This window comes from Nitrosococcus oceani ATCC 19707 (assembly GCF_000012805.1).
GTDB lineage: Bacteria > Pseudomonadota > Gammaproteobacteria > Nitrosococcales > Nitrosococcaceae > Nitrosococcus > Nitrosococcus oceani.
The window spans coordinates 370909-387676 of record NC_007484.1; the positions used below are offsets into that span (position 1 = coordinate 370909).

General features: G+C 51.5%; 14 protein-coding genes. 5 read left to right on the forward strand and 9 right to left on the reverse strand.

What is annotated here, in order from left to right:
- Positions 1 to 89 precede the first annotated feature (89 nt).
- Positions 90 to 1196: a tRNA epoxyqueuosine(34) reductase QueG gene (gene queG, locus NOC_RS01920; protein WP_011330309.1), complete on the forward strand. Its 1107-nt coding sequence runs from the start codon at positions 90 to 92 to the stop codon at positions 1194 to 1196.
- Between the two features lie 3 nt (positions 1197 to 1199).
- Here queG and orn read toward each other — a convergent pair whose 3' ends face one another.
- A complete protein-coding gene (gene orn / locus NOC_RS01925) occupies positions 1200 to 1751 on the reverse strand; it encodes an oligoribonuclease (RefSeq protein ID WP_011330310.1) in 552 nt (183 codons plus the stop codon).
- A gap of 76 nt (positions 1752 to 1827) precedes the next feature.
- Here orn and NOC_RS01930 point away from each other — a divergent pair, with 76 nt between their 5' ends.
- Positions 1828 to 3084, forward strand: a complete 1257-nt coding sequence (locus NOC_RS01930; RefSeq protein WP_002812577.1) for a M48 family metallopeptidase — start codon at positions 1828 to 1830, stop codon at positions 3082 to 3084.
- 214 nt (positions 3085 to 3298) lie between these two features.
- Here the strand turns inward: NOC_RS01930 and NOC_RS01935 are convergent, their stop codons facing one another.
- From NOC_RS01935 to trxB, 3 genes are all read right to left on the reverse strand, one after another.
- Positions 3299 to 4447: a hypothetical protein gene (locus NOC_RS01935; protein ID WP_036497867.1), complete on the reverse strand. Its 1149-nt coding sequence runs from the start codon at positions 4445 to 4447 to the stop codon at positions 3299 to 3301.
- Between the two features lie 640 nt (positions 4448 to 5087).
- A complete protein-coding gene (locus tag NOC_RS01945; RefSeq protein ID WP_011330312.1) occupies positions 5088 to 5921 on the reverse strand; it encodes a Dam family site-specific DNA-(adenine-N6)-methyltransferase in 834 nt (277 codons plus the stop codon).
- 257 nt (positions 5922 to 6178) lie between these two features.
- Positions 6179 to 7138 carry a thioredoxin-disulfide reductase gene (gene trxB / locus NOC_RS01950; protein WP_002813665.1) on the reverse strand — a complete coding sequence of 320 codons (960 nt, stop codon included), beginning with the start codon at positions 7136 to 7138 and terminating at the stop codon, positions 6179 to 6181.
- 84 nt (positions 7139 to 7222) lie between these two features.
- Here trxB and ald point away from each other — a divergent pair, with 84 nt between their 5' ends.
- The 3 genes from ald (at position 7223) to lolA (ending at position 11637) form a co-directional block, all read left to right on the forward strand.
- Positions 7223 to 8296: an alanine dehydrogenase gene (ald, locus tag NOC_RS01955; RefSeq protein WP_002814250.1), complete on the forward strand. Its 1074-nt coding sequence runs from the start codon at positions 7223 to 7225 to the stop codon at positions 8294 to 8296.
- Between the two features lie 229 nt (positions 8297 to 8525).
- Positions 8526 to 10970: a DNA translocase FtsK gene (locus NOC_RS01960; RefSeq protein WP_011330313.1), complete on the forward strand. Its 2445-nt coding sequence runs from the start codon at positions 8526 to 8528 to the stop codon at positions 10968 to 10970.
- Between the two features lie 70 nt (positions 10971 to 11040).
- Positions 11041 to 11637, forward strand: coding sequence for an outer membrane lipoprotein chaperone LolA (gene lolA / locus NOC_RS01965; protein ID WP_244860006.1), 597 nt, complete (start codon positions 11041 to 11043; stop codon positions 11635 to 11637).
- Between the two features lie 92 nt (positions 11638 to 11729).
- On the opposite strand, the gene NOC_RS01970 is transcribed toward lolA, so the two are convergent.
- The 5 genes from NOC_RS01970 to NOC_RS01990 form a co-directional block, all read right to left on the reverse strand.
- Positions 11730 to 13031 (reverse strand): putative bifunctional diguanylate cyclase/phosphodiesterase, encoded by a 1302-nt coding sequence (locus NOC_RS01970; RefSeq protein ID WP_002812376.1) that lies wholly within the window; start codon positions 13029 to 13031, stop codon positions 11730 to 11732.
- Between the two features lie 20 nt (positions 13032 to 13051).
- Positions 13052 to 14272 (reverse strand): HD-GYP domain-containing protein, encoded by a 1221-nt coding sequence (locus NOC_RS01975; RefSeq protein WP_011330314.1) that lies wholly within the window; start codon positions 14270 to 14272, stop codon positions 13052 to 13054.
- Positions 14273 to 14446: 174 nt separating this feature from the next.
- Entirely contained in the window at positions 14447 to 14719 is a 273-nt protein-coding gene (locus tag NOC_RS01980; RefSeq protein ID WP_002812766.1) for a putative signal transducing protein, read from the reverse strand.
- A gap of 47 nt (positions 14720 to 14766) precedes the next feature.
- Positions 14767 to 16176: an FAD-binding oxidoreductase gene (locus NOC_RS01985; RefSeq protein ID WP_002813866.1), complete on the reverse strand. Its 1410-nt coding sequence runs from the start codon at positions 16174 to 16176 to the stop codon at positions 14767 to 14769.
- Entirely contained in the window at positions 16166 to 16768 is a 603-nt protein-coding gene (locus NOC_RS01990; protein WP_002813803.1) for a BON domain-containing protein, read from the reverse strand. The genes NOC_RS01985 and NOC_RS01990 overlap by 11 nt, the downstream gene beginning before the upstream one ends.

Here is a 16768-nt window from a genome sequence, read left to right on the forward strand (position 1 = left end):
AACGAGTAAAAACTCTGTGGCAGCTTAAGAAACTGGAAATTCTTCTCGATGACGGGGAAGCTGTCACCAACAATGAAACTATAAACGCCATGCATGGAGCAGAGAAAACGGGACCGGATCTTCATACTCTAGCCGCTGACATCAAGCAATGGGGTTATCAGCTAGGTTTTCAGCAGGTAGGTATCGCCGATATTGAATTGGGGGAGGCGGAGCAGCATTTGCTGGCCTGGCTTCAGGCTGGACGCCATGGAGAGATGGACTATATGGCCCGGCATGGTCTCAAGCGTACCCGCCCCGAGGAGTTGGTTCCGGGAACCCTTCGAGTCATTTCAGCACGGATGGATTACTGGCCCGAGACGGAGGATAATCCTTGGCATATTCTGGAAGATGACTCCCGTGGTTATATTTCCCGCTATGCGTTGGGGCGAGATTACCATAAAGTATTGCGGAAACGGCTGCAAAAATTGGCAAAGCAAATTGAAGCGGCTATTGGGCCTTTTGGTTATCGGGTCTTTAGCGATAGTGCCCCGGTGATGGAAAAGGCGCTGGCAGAAAAGGCGGGACTGGGCTGGATAGGTAAGCATACCAATCTTCTGGCCCGTGATGTGGGATCATGGTTTTTCCTTGGAGAAGTCTATACCGATTTACCTTTGCCGCTGGATGGGGCAACGACTAGCCATTGCGGAAGTTGCCGGGCTTGTATTGATATTTGTCCTACCCAGGCCATTGTGGCGCCTTATCAGCTGGATGCGCGCCGCTGTATTTCCTATCTGACCATAGAGCTGCGCGGCGCTATTCCAGAATCTCTGCGGCCTTTGATCGGCAATCGAATCTACGGTTGTGATGATTGTCAGCTGATTTGTCCCTGGAATCGTTATGCCCAAGTGACCGGGGAGCAGGATTTCCGCCCCCGCCAGGGGCTGGAGGCTCCTCAATTGCTGGATTTGTTCGCCTGGAGCGAAGAGGACTTTTTATCCCGGACCGAAGGTTCGGCGATTCGCCGTATTGGGTATGTGGGTTGGCTGCGTAATATTGCCGTGGCCTTGGGCAACGCCGCGCCTCAGCCAGATATCGTTCAGGCTCTCCGTTCCCGCGCTGATCATCCGTCGCCTTTAGTGCGGGAGCATGTGATTTGGGCTTTGGAGGAGCAACTGCGCAAAAGAGCCGTTCCGGTCCGCCAGGAAAAGAGGGGCTAACTTTTAATCTGGTAAATGAAGGAAATGGGTTCGATAATAAATCAGTTCCTGGATGGATTCGTGGACATCGGCTAATGCAAGATGAGTGTTCTCTTTTTTGAAACCCTTAGCGATCCCTGGTGCCCAACGTTTAGCCAGTTCTTTAATAGTGCTAACATCCAAGTTGCGGTAGTGGAAATGGGCCTCCAGTTTTGGCATGTAACGGGCGAGAAAACGCCGATCCTGGCAAATACTGTTGCCACACATGGGCGAACTATTGGCGGGGGTATGGCGGTTTAGAAATTCTAGCGTCCGTTGCTCGGCGGCTGCTTCGCTGATGAGGCTGTGGCGTACCCGTTCGACCAGGCCGGATTTATTATGTTGACGGGTATTCCATTCGTCCATATTGTCTAAAATGATGTCTTTTTGATGGACAGCAATCACTGGACCTTCCTCGATAATGTTAAGTTGACTATCCGTGACCACGGTTGCGATCTCGAGGATGACGTCCTGGATAGTATTAAGGCCGCTCATTTCTAGATCTAACCAGATTAAGTTGCTGGAGTCTTGTGCCATAAGTTGAGTTGCCAATCGTTGTGAGATAACTTGCACCGCATTCTATCAGAAGCTACTCTTCCTCACAGGTTTCAATATGATCACCATAAATCTCTATAGTGTTCTGTTTCTAGTTTTTCTCGGTTTGATATGGATTTTGGAAGTCTGGCTGGCGCGCCGCCAGTTTCGCCATGTGCGGTTACACCGGGCTCAGGTTCCTCCCCTCTTTCAAGATCATATTCCACTGGCGGCCCATCAAAAAGCGGCTGACTATACCGTAGCCAAGCTCCAATTAGGTGTCATTAGCAACGGCTTAGGCGTTGCGATTGTGTTGCTGTGGACCCTGGGCGGAGGTCTAGCATGGCTTGATAGTCTGTGGCGGGAGCTGGGCTGGAATGACCTTGGAACGGGGATTGCCGTATTGCTCAGCTTTGTGTTCATCGGCACCTTGCTTGATCTGCCGGTGAGAATTTATCGAACCTTTGTGCTAGAACAAAATTTTGGTTTTAATCGGACTACGGGGTGGCTATTTTTTCAGGATTTCCTCAAGCAGGGAGCGCTGATGTTCCTGCTGGGTATTCCGCTTGCGGCGGGTGCTCTGTGGTTGATGGAACATGCGGGGAGCTATTGGTGGCTGTATCTATGGTTGTCATGGCTAAGCCTTATTTTCTTGATGATGTGGGCTTACCCTGCCTTTATTGCCCCTTGGTTTAATACGTTTACGCCCCTGACGGATGAGAGCCTCAGACAGCGGGTTGAGGGCTTGCTAGCCCGTTGTGGTTTTAAAAGCCAGGGCATTTTCGTAATGGACGGTTCGCGCCGTTCCGGACATGGCAACGCCTATTTCACCGGGCTTGGGAACAATAAGCGGATCGTTTTTTTTGATACGCTGCTGGAGTCTCTGAATTCGGAACAAATTGAGGCCGTATTAGCCCATGAGCTAGGCCATTTTAAGCGCCGCCATATTTTTAAAAATTTAATCATGATGGCGCTGCTTAGTTTTGCTGGGCTGGCCTTATTAGGTTGGCTGAGCGCCCAGCCCGCATTTTACCAGGGTCTAGGCGTTGGCTATCCTTCTCACTATATGGCTTTGGCCTTGTTTATGTTGGTGGCGCCGGTGCTCACCTTTTTCCTTCATCCTTTCCTGACTTATCTCTCCCGCCGTTATGAATTTGAAGCGGATGAGTTCGCCGTTAAAATGACTAATGGTCAGGCTTTAGCCCAGGCGTTAGTTAAACTTTATAAAGAAAATGCAGGTACTTTAACCCCCGATCCCATCCATTCGGCGGTTTACGATTCCCATCCTCCTGCACCAGTGCGTCTAGCCCATCTGCAGGCCCAGGGCGCCCGCTAGCGCGGCGTGTGCCTGGCGTGCTAGAAGTTTCCTTTGTGGGAAAAGTTAAAGGTGCTGCACCCCGGGACCATAGGGGTACCAATTCCACGGGGCCAAATAGTGCAGTTGGATTTGTTAAAGGTCCCCAAAAAAAGGGACCCACCTGGTAGGAGGGTCCCTTGCTAAAGGGTGTGTTCTTTGTTGGTGTTGATCTTATTTTAATAGAGCACTTGCCCTAGCGAGCGGGACGCTCCTCAATGACCTCTTGAGGGTCGTAGGCGATAAAGCCATCACGCTGACCGAGCATGTGCAGGGTAGTGCCCGCCTCGGCGAGGCCATCACTTTCCCCCAACCCGTAGGTGGTGGCCATGACCCCGAGCAGCCCGGCCTCTTCGGTCACAATGCTCTCATCAATGGCGAAGGTTTTGCGGTTATCAGCACGCTCACAGACGCTGCTCTTCATCCCCCTTACCTTAAAGCGGGCCACATCGGTCTTGAGGCTCGAGGCGGTGAAGTTACGGCCATTGTTCTGCACCCCATCGAGCAGCCCCTGATGCCAGCTGTCCATGCACTGATAGGCCCCCGTGTATTTGGCTTCCTGCTCGTTCCAGACATTAAACTTCAGCTTGGTGAAGTGGAACTGCTGGTCCTGGGTCAGGTCCTGATTACAGGAGGCCAGGGTCAGCTCATTGCGATGCACCTGCATGCCCCCAAGAGCGGTCTCGGCGGGGCTGAAATGGCCGATGAGCTTCTTCGGGCAGGCTTCGTATTCGTTGCCATTGAGGTCCAGTTGACCCGCATCGGCCACCACGCACGCATCCCCATTGCCCCCGACCAGGCAGCGAAAACCCCAGGCGTTGTATTGATAGGCCGTCCCTTGGGAGGCGTCCACCACCGTGGCGGAGCCGGCCAGATGGTTCCAGCGAATTTCACTGGCACCCCCGCCATCCACCGCCCAGCATTGCAGCTCACCTGCCGTGTGGGCATTTTCAGGCAACGTCACCCGGCTGGGGGTGGCATATTCACCGCCACCGAGACCTATCTTATCCAGGTAGTCCTGGTTGGTGGAGGTGGGAAAGGGGGGGACGCTGTAGGTCCCCTCACCATCCCGGGCGCTTATCCAGATGGGTTGGAACTTGGTCAGCTCAATTTGAAAGTCGGTGAAAAACTTGGTCCCGTTCTTCCAGTAGCACTTCAGGCTCACCGAGTCGGAGTAATCATTCTGGAGGCGAATAATGGTATTCTTATCCCCGCTCACATCCACATTCGGGAAAACCAATAAGCTGCCTTTCTCGGAGGTGTTGGCCCGGTCCAGGGCCAGGGCGGAGGTGCTTAACAGGGAGGCGGCCACAACCGCGCTCATCATGACTGTGGTGTGTTTCATCAATGTGTGCTCCTTAGCATTCAGTATCATCTTGTAGGCGCGCCTCCCTGCGCTCTGTGGACCCTGGCCACGCCCTCATTTTCATAGGCGTCTTGTTACCGGGTATCCCATGGCGCTCTCCTTGACATCCCCTGTCTGACCTACCCTCTGCTAAGTTCATGCCAAAGGCGCTAAGTCACTGACATATCACACAATAGCTTGCCCCCATCCCCCGGGAACACGCCGCCAACACCTTCCCCCTCTCCCTTCCTTGTTTCAGCTATGTAACACTTCTCCCCTCCTCGGCTAAAAAATACCCTAAATACCCCATCCTTCAAACGCTTAGAAGAATACCCCCCCTGTAAACTTCTCTACACATAGTTCGGAGAAGGGGTGGCTTGAATGAGATAAGGGGAGGAGGAATAGCCCAAAGAGGGGGCCACCAGCCGCTTAGGTAAGCTCCCTTCTGCCGGGAGAGGAAGTTTAAGTATCTGAACTCCTATGGGCAGGACCCCCGCCGCCCTGGTGCGAATAGGGCGCTGCAGGGGATGTAGGGCTCGCAAGCCTGAAAAGGTAAGCCGCCAGGCAATGCATGCGACTGGCAGCTGTAAAGCACTTATCTTTATAATTAATTCATTATTTTTTCTGATGAAGAGAAAACTTAGATAAAAAGTGCAAGGACTTCATTCGCCGGTGTACGCTGAGTTCCTTTGCAACTAATAAGCCGTGTGACGGAAAAGCCCGTTAATTGAGCGTTACGATAGGCTTGGCGGACAGAGGGAGTATCATGGTTGGAAATTAGAACGGGGATTCCCCGTTTAGCGAGCCGCTGGGCGCTTTGAGTTAATGCCTTCTGTTCCTCGGGGCCAAAGCCATTACCGCTATAGTGGGTAAAACAGGCAGTCTGGCTTAGAGGGGTATAGGGCGGATCAGCGTAAACGATGGTACCGCGCCTAATGCGAGCAAGGACTTTGCGGAAATCCAGACAGGTGAACCTAGCCCGCCTAGCTTTGATGTGGAAAGCCATCATTTCCTTAGAGGGAAAATAAGGCCGTTGATAGCGGCCAAAAGGGACATTAAAAATGCCCGAACCACTATAGCGGCAAAGACCATTGTAGCCGTGGCGGTTTAAGTACACAAAGAGGGCCGCTTTCTCTGCAACATCAGCGGTGGTATTAAAGCGGGCTCGCAACCTATAATAAGCTTTGGGAGTATTATTATGGGGGGTAAAAAGGCAGCCTGCATAGTGAATAAATTCCTTACCTTCCTTTTGAAGGATTTGGTAAAGTGCAATGAGATCGGGATTGATATCATTAACCCAATAACGCTCATATTCCGCGTTGAGAAAAAGGGCTGCCGATCCGGCAAAAGGTTCGATGAGACGCTTTCCTGGAGGAAGCACAGAGATAATCCGTGTTAAAAGGCGATATTTATTGCCTGCCCATTTCAGGAAAGGGCGTTGGTAACCTCTTACTGAAATGCTGTTTGGTGGCATGGCAATTATTGGAAGCGGGCGGAATAAGCCATTAGAGTTTTATGATAGCCAATCTCAAGTTTGCTCCTCTGCAAAACTTCATTAGTCCGGCAAATTCGCGCCTTGAGATAGCAATAATCTCTGGCAATGATTTTTTTATGGCAGGGAGGGCCTCTGTCGGTTCGACTCTTTGTTTGGGAAGGGTGATGGTATTTCCAAACCTTCCTGGCTCTTAGACGACGCCGTTAAAGAGATAGCAGTGCGAATTAAACGGAAATTTACCTCTCCTCCAGGCCATCTAGGTATTTGTCCGCGTCCAGCGCGGCCATACAGCCAGTCCCTGCGGAGGTCACTGCCTGGCGGTAGGTGGGGTCAATCACATCGCCCGCAGCAAAAACGCCCCGGACACTGGTTTGAGTGGCAAAACCTTTGAAGCCGCCCCGTACCTGAATATATCCATGTTCCATTTCTAGCTGGCCCGTAAATATATCAGTATTGGGTTTATGACCAATCGCGATAAATACCCCATGCAGAGGGAGTTTTTTCGTCTGATTGGTATCAACTTCCCTGATACGGATACCGGTAACTCCTGCTTCATCCCCAAGCACTTCTTCTAGAGTATGATTCCATTCAATGGTGACATTGCCTTCAGCAGCTTTTTGCAGCAACCGATTGGCTAGGATTTTTTCAGCCCGAAATCTATCCCGGCGATGGATTACCGTGACATGGTCAGCCATATTGGAGAGATAAAGCGCTTCTTCGACCGCCGTATTGCCGCCACCAATAACGGCAACGGGTTTACCGCGGTAAAAAAAGCCATCGCAGGTGGCGCAGGCGGAAACGCCTCGTCCCATGTAGGCCCCTTCCGAAGGTAAGCCTAAATATTTGGCTGAGGCACCGGTGGCAATGATGAGTGCATCTGCAGTGTAATGGTCCGTATCGCCCTTGAGTAAAAAGGGAACCTGGGAAAAATCGACTTCATTGATATGTTCAAGGATAACTTTGGTTCCAAAGCGTTCCGCATGCTTGCGCATTCGTTCCATCAGCTCTGGCCCTTGGACTCCTTGGTCATCGCCTGGCCAATTATCCACATCGGTGGTCGTCATGAGTTGGCCTCCTTGTTCCACACCCGTGATAAGCACGGGTTCAAGGGCGGCACGGGCAGCGTAGACGGCGGCCGTATAGCCTGCTGGGCCCGAGCCGAGGATAAGGAGGCGACAGTGTTTAATTTTAGACATATTAAATTAATTGAGCGGCAGAACATTAATTTATGGTAAACCTTAGATATTACGCGTAGTCATTAAAGAGGTAAAGGAGAGCGTATGCGCATAGGTATCCCGCGAGAGATCAAGACCTTGGAAGGGCGGGTTGCTTTAGTACCCGAAGCGACGGTGGAACTCGTGCAACAGGGACATGAGGTGTTTATTGAGCGTGCTGCGGGCGATCCGAGCGGTTATCCTGATGCAGCCTATCAGGCAGCCGGGGTTACTCTTCTCCCTGATGCTCGCTCTCTTTATGATACTGTAGAGCTCATCGTCAAGGTTAAAGAGCCAATAGGCCCGGAGTTGGAACTGCTCCGGGCTGACCATTTATTATTCTCTTTTCTGCATTTAGCGGCGGAACCGAAATTAGCCCAGTGCTTGATGGAAATTGGCTTGACGGCCGTAGCTTTTGAGACCGTGGCAGTTGGCGACGAATTGCCGCTATTGATACCCATGAGTGATATTGCCGGTCGTTTGAGTATTCAAGTTGGCGCAACCTTACTACATAGATCCCAGGGAGGGAAAGGCTTGCTGCTAGGTGGACTCCCTGGAGTCTCTCGAGGGCGGGTAGTTGTTTTAGGAGCGGGGACGGCTGGACGGAGCGCTGTTGCAGTTGCTGCGGCTTTGGGCAGTGAGGTTATTGTATTTGAGCGCCGCCGTGACCGATTGGCTCAAATGTATCATCTGGGTCAAAATGTAACGGCCCTTTATCCTTACCAAGAGAAGCTGAAAGAAGCCATTGCGGACGCGGATTTGCTTATCGGCGCGGTATTGCAAGCTGGAGCTCGAACGCCGCGGTTGGTGAGTGCGGAAATGGTGCGTAACATGCGGCCAGGCAGTATAGTAGTAGATATTTCTGTTGACCAAGGGGGGTGTATTGAAACTACCCGCCCCACCACCTATATCGAACCTACCTATATGTGGGAGGAGGTAGTCCATTTTGCAGTGACGAATATGCCCGGTGCCGTGCCCCGTAGCGCATCTCAAGCATTATCTTCAGCACTTTTGCCCTATGTGCTCATTTTGTCCCAAAAAGGCTGGGAAAATCATCCTGCGCTGGCGGCGGGAATCAACATTAAGGCGGGAGTGGTGGTCCACGCTGCGGTACAGGAGTCCCTTGCGGCCAGCACCTAGCCCAGGTCGACGGGGAGAAAGGAGAGATAGTTATGTGTATGGAGCGTTACTGCCCTTACGGTAATAGGGCTGTTTCCTGTTAAGTTTCTGATTTTCCTGTTAAATAAAGGCGAATAGGAGGCTTACGTGCCGTTTGCCGCCAATAGAGTTTTGGCAGGAAAATGGGAAAGTATTTATTAGAATTTGGTAAGTCTTTAGTTTTTGGTATTGCAACTCCGTTAAAAATATTATGGCTCAAGCTTCGACCGTCACTAAACGTTCCAAGCGTACTCCGGTTAGTCTTCATATCCGCCATCGCCTTAAAGAAGTGGCGTTTATCGTATGCTTGGCATTGGCAGCCTATTTATTGCTGTCTTTATCGACTTATACCGCCACCGATCCCGGCTGGTCCCACACCGGCAGCGCCGAGGCGGTGCATAACAAAGGAGGAAAGGTTGGGGCTTGGCTCGCTGACCTTCTGCTCTATTTGTTGGGCCATCCGGCTTATTTGCTGCCGGCTACGATGATTTACGGTGGTTATTTTTTGCTGGCCCGTAGCGGAAGAAGCCAAGATCGGGGTTCGTTTCAGTGCTGGGTATTGAGGATTGCTGGATTTATTCTGGCTTTGGGTGCGGCCTGTGGCCTTGCCGCGCTGCATTTTCCCGCACCTCCAGGGAGCCTGCCGGTGGCCGAGGGAGGCATTCTAGGCGAAATAGTAGGATATGGCCTGCTGGGTATGTTTGGCCCTTTGGGGACAATCTTGTTGTTATTAGCCTTATTGCTTACCGGTGTGACCTTGTTTACGGGCCTTTCCTGGGTGTGGCTAATGGATACCACCGGCCACTATACCTTAGAGCTATTTTGGCGTATAGGGCATTGGGGGAAGCGGATTAGCGGACAGTTTACCCACCTGCCAAAGGTGCTGGAAATAAAGAGGGCGCCTGATGAGAAAAAGAAGGGCAAGCCTAAGTTTGAGAAGCAGCGAAGCAAAGTACGTATTGAACCGGTTATTGGCGAATTAGCAGTAAATCCAACCGGGGAGGAGGCTTCCATGCAGGAGCCCGCTTCACCCAAGATGTCCGCTTCAATCAAAGAGTCGGTCCCAATCAAGGAACCCGCACCCATTCGAAGGGAAGTGGAGCCACGGGCGGAGATAAGTCCGCGGCAAGCACGGCAACAGCCGCCGCCTGTGTTTCAACCTTCAGCGGGGGAAGGGCTTCCGGTCCTCTCCTTGCTGGATAAACCTTCCTCCTTTAAGGGAGGCTATTCTAAAGAGACCCTTGAGAGTTTGTCCCGTCAAGTAGAAGAGAAGCTGAAAGATTTTGGTGTCGAGGTACAAGTAGTGGCCGTCCATCCGGGGCCGGTCATTACCCGTTTTGAATTGCGACCAGCACCGGGGGTTAAGGTCAGTCGAATCTCTGGATTAGCGAAGGATTTAGCCCGGGCGTTGTCGGTGCTGAGCGTTCGGGTAGTCGAGGTTATCCCTGGCAAGCCGGTGGTGGGGCTGGAGATTCCTAATGAGACCCGGGAAATCGTATATCTTTCGGAAGTTCTGCATAGTGCTGCTTATCTTGAGAGTCGGGCTTCGCTGACCTTGGCTTTAGGTAAGAATATCAGCGGCCACCCGGTTGTCGCGGATCTTGCTAAGATGCCCCACCTGCTGGTGGCGGGAGCCACGGGATCAGGTAAATCCGTAGCCATTAACGCCATGATTTTGAGTCTTCTATACAAGACAACTCCCCAGCAGGTACGCCTGATTCTCATCGATCCTAAAATGTTGGAGCTCTCGGTCTATGAAGGTATCCCCCATCTGTTGGCTCCTGTAATCATTGATATGAGCGAGGCTGGACATGCCTTGCGTTGGTGCGTGGCGGAGATGGAACGGCGCTATCGGTTGATGGCGGCCTTGGGTGTTCGTAATCTGGCTGGATTCAACCGTAAGGTACGTGAGGCTATCAGAGCAGGTGAGCCGCTGAAGGACCCCTTGTATTCACCTTCCCCAAACGAAGAGCCCTTGCTGTTAGATCCTCTGCCCTTAATTGTTGTCGTCATAGATGAACTTGCGGACATGATGATGGTGGTGGGAAAGAAGGTGGAGGAACTGATTACCCGCCTAGCCCAAAAAGCTCGAGCTTCTGGCATTCATTTAATCCTTGCCACCCAACGGCCTTCCGTGGATGTGATTACGGGCCTTATTAAAGCCAACATTCCAGCCCGCATGGCTTTTCAGGTTTCATCACGGGTGGACTCGAGGACTATCTTGGATCAAATGGGAGCAGAGCAGTTGCTGGGACAGGGAGATATGCTCTATCTGCCGCCAGGAACGGCGATACCTGGACGGATACATGGTGTGTTCGTGGATGATCACGAAGTCCATAATGTAGTAGAGTTTCTTAAGCAGCAGGGTACTCCCCAATATCTGGAGGAAATTACCCAGGGAATCGATGAGTTTGGGGAAGGCGCTAATGGATTTGCCGGGGGGACAGAGGCGGAGGATGATCCCCTCTATGATCAAGCGGTGCGGGTGGTTACCGAAACCCAGCGGGCTTCGGTCTCGGGGGTTCAACGGCGACTGCGGATTGGCTACAATCGGGCGGCGCGGCTAGTCGAAGCCATGGAGCACAGCGGTGTTGTGAGTGCCATGCAATCTAATGGAAGCCGGGAAGTCTTGGCTCCGCCGCCGCCAGAGAATTAAAGAAGGAGTATTTATTAAAAACTTTTATCGAAGTAGGCTAGGGTTTCAAGGAGCCCTGTTAGGGATAATTTTGAGTGGTCTGGCTTTTACCCTGAGCGCCGAGGAACCTGGAGATCACCTAGAAACCTTCCTGCAAAAGACCCATAGCCTGCGTGCCGAATTCCAGCAGATCCTGCTAGATGAGCGTAACCAGCCCCTGGAGGAGAGCAAGGGCGTTTTTTTCCTTCAACGCCCCGGTAAATTCCGTTGGGACTACCACGAACCTTTTTCCCAGACAATCGTGGCGGATGGGGAGCATGTCTGGTTTTATGATCCTGATTTGGCGCAGGTAACGGTTAAGAATCAAGGTTTGGCGCTAGGAGACACGCCTGCCTTGCTGCTATCCGGTAAGCGCTTACCTGCGGAGAATTTCAGCATCAGCAATCTCCCCTCCGATAACCACCTAGCTTGGGTAGAACTGCGGCCTCGTGACAAGGAGGCTGCCTTTGAGCGGTTACTACTGGCATTTGATGATGACGGTTTGCGCCAAATGGAACTACACGACAGTTTTGGCCGCACTACTCGGCTTGTTTTTTCCAAGCTCGAAATCAATCTTTCTCTTGACCCTTCCCTGTTTGTTTTTACTCCCCCGCCAGGGGCCGATGTCATTGGAGGAGATTCTCCTTAATTATTAGCCCGCTTCCCAGGGAGTGGAGATCAAGATCGCCGAAAAGCTAGCGCGCTTGAGAGCGCTGGATGAGGCTTATAGGCAGCGACGTCCTATGCCGTAGCTGTTTCGATAGCCATGCCCCAGGGCGATTCTTTGATCCAGTTTTCCAGATCTTGAGGTGCCATCGGGCGTCCAAGGAAATAACCCTGCCCGTAATCGCAGCCTATTTCTCGAAGACCTTCTAAGGTAGCCTGATCTTCGATACCTTCAGCCGTCACGCGCAAATTAAAATTATGTCCTAGATCCGTAACCGCTTGTACGATAAGGCTATCGCCTTGATTAGCGGCCATTTCATCCACGAAAGATTTATCAATTTTAAGTTCGTTGACAGGCATGTTTTTTAGATAGGCTAACGAGGAGTAACCGGTACCGAAATCATCAATGGACAGCTCAATGCCGAGAGCGGCAAGGTGCCGGAGCGTTTCAAGACTTCGCTTGGGATCCGTCATCACGGCGCTTTCCGTAACCTCAAGGATAAGATCACCCTGGCCGGTCCCCCAAATTCGGGTGGCTTGCCGTATTAACTCGGCAATTTCCGGGTTTATTAACAAAGTAGGCGGAAAATTAACGGCCACGGAGAGGGGAATCCCCTTTTTAGCCCATTCCGCACGGTAGCGCAGGGCGGTATTCAGTACCCATAAAGTCACGGGTTCCATGAGAGCGCTTTTTTCTATCAAGGGTATGAATTTACCGGGAGGAATCATCCCCTGGGTAGGATGCTGCCAGCGGATAAGGGCTTCCGTTCCTGTTATCCGATTGGTGGAAAATGATATTTTGGGTTGAAAAAACAGCCTGAATTCATCATTTTCAAGGGCATGTTCTAATTCTTCTTCAAGTACGAGATCCGCCGTTGCCGTGGCAAGCATCTGGGAATGATAGATGTGATAAGGGTTTCCCGTTTTCTGTGCTTCTGCCACGGCTAAATCGGCTGCCCGCAACAATAATTCGGGCTCTTTTTCATGTTCGGGACAAAGGGCAATACCCATAGCGATGTGGGGCAACGGCGTATGGCCATTGACGGTAAAGGGGTATTGTTGAGCGAGTTCCCATACCCGGTTGGCAGCTAGCAATGCCTGGCCCCCGGTATGGAGGGAGGGCAAAATGAGGCTAAATTCTGCGTCTCCAATCCGGGCGAGCTCATCCTGGGGGCGCATATGTCCGCAAATATGTTCGGCAAATTGGATTAAAAGCGCGTCTCCCGCCTGGTAGCCAAAAGCGGTGTTGATCTCCCGAAAATGGCATAACTTGATAATGAGCAGGCCCACCAGTTGGGAGTGGGGCGATTGTAGATGCTGGTGGAGCTTTGCCAATATTACATCCCGTTGGGGCAAGGGTAACGCTGAGAGAGGCATAGTTTCAAAAAATAGGGGCGTTAGAGATAAAAATCCCTGGGATTAATGCCATAGGCGCCTGCTTCCAGAACATTCGTGATCATGAGAGGATTGCCTTCCTCATCATCAAGCTCATGGAGTAGGTTGATAACGGAGTAAGAGCTGCAGGTTTTTTTATTAGCATCGAGCAGTATCATCACCTGGGGGCGCAGACGGCGGACTCGGTTTTGTGCCAGCACGACCCCGACTTGCCCCGTACTTAGTTCAACGAGGGTTCCCACCGGGTAGGCTCCCAGGCATTGCACGAACTGCTCCACCAGTTCGTCCTGAAAATCGACATTGCGAAATTCATATAATTTTTGGATTGCCGTATGGGGAGAAAGCGCCTTGGCGTAAGGCCGGTTGCTGGTCATGGCATCGTAACAGTCGGCGATAGCCGCCATTCGGGCGTACAAAGGTATATCATCGCCCCCTAACCCTTGAGGATAGCCGCTGCCGTTATAGCGCTCATGGTGATGATAAGCGACCTCGATAATTTCTTCGCTGATTCCTTCGGTTTTTTTTAAGATCTCAACCGTATAGTGGACATGCTTTTTAATGAGAGCAAACTCTTCTGGGATAAGGCGGGTTTTTTTTTGTAATATGGTCGGCGGTATTTTCATTTTGCCGATGTCGGCAAGGAGTGTTCCCTGGGCGAGGGTTTCTAACTCTTCCCGCGGCAAACCTAGATGGCGGCCAAAGGCGATGGCCAACGTGCAAGCATCAACGCAATGAGTATAAGTATAGGAATCTTGCTTCTTAAGTCGGGATAACCACATGAAGGTATTGGGGTTGCGCAGAATACCCGGCATTGTTTTGTTGACGATCTCCCGCGCCGCAGCAGTATTCAATTTTCTACCCGCCTGTACCTCTTCCATGATGGAGTTCATCAATGTGCAGACTTGCTGATGATTTTTTTTGGCGGTAGGGAACTCATCCTCAAAGGAAACGGTATCCTCATAGGTAACCGCCTGGTTAGGACAGAGCGCCGGTTTGGCAGCAATTTTCTGCCCGGAGGCAGGGGAGGCGATTTCTTGTTCAACGTCTGCGCCCCGCTCTGCGTCGATGTACACATAATGGCAATGCTTCCGAAGCGCATCCATATCTTCAGAGCCTTGAATAAAGAAGCCTTGAAACAAGAAAGGCGTTTCCACCCAAGGGCGATCTAATTGGGAAACATACATTCCGGGTTTCAGGTGCTCACAGCTAACTTGTTTTTCCATCGGGTAAGAAAAATATATAAAGAAATTAATCAAGCGGTTTTAATTCTGGTTGTTTTGCGTTTGTGTTCACAAAACAACGTTTAGGCGTTCAGTTATATTTATCGTATTTAGAGGGAGAAACTTTAAGAGGATATATTTTCGAGCGAAAGATAATTAAAATATCTGAGAGGTTTTCTAGTTAATCCGGTATTCGCCACAGTTCCAACACTGATTGAACTGTCCTTCCAGCCATTCGTCACAGCGAGGGCAAGTCCAAGATGGTTGAATTTGCTCATTCGCACTGGGAAATAAAAGTTGGGCAGCTTCGCCATAGTTTGCCTCGTCAGTGAGCCAAAGTTCTGGCCAACATTCCGTGGGAGGGAGTTCGCCGGCCGCGCTATTAAGGTTTTCGTTTTTTACGATACAGCCAATCCCGTGAGCCTCCAGCAAATTTTGAAAATGTTTCACTAGCAAAAGATTCGGCGCGCAATAAATGAGTTTCAAGGTATTTAAATCTAAGTTGATGTTTTTAAGGGGAGCGTTTTTTGTGGATTGAGTATCCCCTGGGGATCGAACTGGGCTTTAAGGCGTTCCATTAGATTCAGTGCAGCGGGGTCGAGTTCTTGAGCCACGAAATCGCGCTTCTCTAATCCTACTCCGTGTTCCCCGGAAAGGGAGCCTTTGAGGCTTAAAACCAGTTTAAAAACCTGCTCTAGGCATTTTTTCGTACGCTCCCTTTCGGTAGGCTCATCCGGATCGGTCAATAGATTGACGTGGAGATTACCATTACCTGCATGACCAAAATTGACAATCGTGATGGCAAATTCTTTTGCTAGCCTTTCAAGGCCGCTAATGAGTGCAGGTAAATGGGAGACGGGAACTACCACGTCCTCATTAATTTTTTTGGGGGCCAGAGTGCGCAGGGCAGGCGAAAGAGCCTTGCGGGCTGCCCATAACTGTTTACTTTCTTGGGGGGTACGCGCCGCAACAATTTCCAGAAGCCCTGCATTATGAGCTGCTTTTTTGAGTTGAGTAACGGCGTCTTCCATTGCCGTGGCCGGGCCATCCACCTCTATCATGAGTAACGCCCCCGTCCCCGGAGGTAATTCGATCCCACCTTGTGCTTGCACCAGGGTTACCGCCTGGCGGTCCATCAATTCTAGGGCGCAAGGGGTGAGGGGTTGGCTCATTAGATCGGCTACCGCCTGACCCGCGCTTTCCGTATCCTTATAGGCGGCACGGAGGGTTCGTTTGGCTTCGGGTAAGGGCGTTAATCTAAGGGTTGCTTCGGTAATAATCGCGAGGGTTCCCTCCGAGCCGATAAGTAGCCGGGTAAGATCGTAGCCGACAACCCCTTTAGTGGTATAGGTGCCGCAGCGGAACTCTTCTCCGGCGCCGGTGACGGCCCGAAGAGCCAGCACATTTTCCCGGGGAGTGCCATATTTTACCGCGCGCGGGCCGGCAGAATTATAGGCGAGGTTGCCGCCAAGGGTGCAGAAAGCAGCGCTGGTGGGGTCTGGAGGCCAGAAAAATCCCTGCTGGCCAGCTGCTATTTGAACTTCTTGATTGGTCACGCCTGGTTCTACCACCATTGCCCGGTTAGTGGGATCAAGCATGCGGATGCGGTTCATACGCTCTAGGGAAAGCACTAGACCGCCACTAATCGGCACTGTTGCGCCAGTAGTTCCGGTCCCTCGTCCACGGGGAACAATGGGGACGCGAGCCTTATTACAGAGACGGACAAGGTCGCGAACTTCTTCGTGGGTGAGGGCGAACACGACCCATTCGGGCAAGGCATGCCGACGGCTATTGTCATAGCCATAGGGCCAGCAGTCGGCTGGATCGGAACGAACCCGTTGTTCGCCTACGATTTGGATAAGGGCCGCCAGAAATTCCGGCGTGGCTGTCGGAGCGCTATTGTTCAAGGGCGGTTTCGTGTAAATACTCAAAAATTTTGACGACTCGCTGGGTGCCGCCAGTATGACTGGTTACAGCAACGGCCCGCTCGGCTTCCTGGGGAGTTACCAGTCCCATCAGGTAAACCGTGCCTCGTTCAGTCACCACTTTAATGCGGGCGGGATTGAGTCCTTTCCTAGCGGTCATTTTGGTTTTAACCTTGGTGGTGATCCAGGAGTCGCTGGAACGGGAGACTAGGGAACTAGGTGCCAGAATATCTACTTCATTGTAGATTTGCTTGACGTCTGAAATCGGCTTAACTAGCTCCGCGGCTTTTTTTTTGAGCTCCTTGCTCGGCGCTTCCCCCGTCAGTAAGACGATGCCATTGTAACTAGTGACGTTGATATGAGTATTTTCATGGAGCTCCTGGTCATTGCGGAGGGCGGCGCTGGCCTTAAGTTCAATACTTTGATCATCGATGACGGTATTGAAAGTGCGGCGATCATAGGCCGTGGAAACACCGGTAGCCGCGCCAGCGGCGACTCCGGTTGCGACCACAGCAACGCAGCCTTGAAAAATTATTATGAAACAGAATAGCAAAATAGTGAGGCTGAGTTTCAT

What these genes read in the sequence shown, in the direction of transcription:
- NOC_RS01975 (WP_011330314.1), bottom strand. Translation starts at nt 14,272, where the DNA reads ATGGAAAAACAAGTTAGCTGTGAGCACCTGAAACCCGGAATGTATGTT.
- ald (WP_002814250.1), top strand. Translation starts at nt 7,223, where the DNA reads ATGCGCATAGGTATCCCGCGAGAGATCAAGACCTTGGAAGGGCGGGTT.
- orn (WP_011330310.1), bottom strand. Translation starts at nt 1,751, where the DNA reads ATGGCACAAGACTCCAGCAACTTAATCTGGTTAGATCTAGAAATGAGC.
- NOC_RS01935 (WP_036497867.1), bottom strand. Translation starts at nt 4,447, where the DNA reads ATGAAACACACCACAGTCATGATGAGCGCGGTTGTGGCCGCCTCCCTG.
- NOC_RS01960 (WP_011330313.1), top strand. Translation starts at nt 8,526, where the DNA reads ATGGCTCAAGCTTCGACCGTCACTAAACGTTCCAAGCGTACTCCGGTT.
- NOC_RS01990 (WP_002813803.1), bottom strand. Translation starts at nt 16,768, where the DNA reads ATGAAACTCAGCCTCACTATTTTGCTATTCTGTTTCATAATAATTTTT.
- NOC_RS01930 (WP_002812577.1), top strand. Translation starts at nt 1,828, where the DNA reads ATGATCACCATAAATCTCTATAGTGTTCTGTTTCTAGTTTTTCTCGGT.
- queG (WP_011330309.1), top strand. Translation starts at nt 90, where the DNA reads ATGCATGGAGCAGAGAAAACGGGACCGGATCTTCATACTCTAGCCGCT.
- NOC_RS01945 (WP_011330312.1), bottom strand. Translation starts at nt 5,921, where the DNA reads ATGCCACCAAACAGCATTTCAGTAAGAGGTTACCAACGCCCTTTCCTG.
- NOC_RS01970 (WP_002812376.1), bottom strand. Translation starts at nt 13,031, where the DNA reads ATGCCTCTCTCAGCGTTACCCTTGCCCCAACGGGATGTAATATTGGCA.
- trxB (WP_002813665.1), bottom strand. Translation starts at nt 7,138, where the DNA reads ATGTCTAAAATTAAACACTGTCGCCTCCTTATCCTCGGCTCGGGCCCA.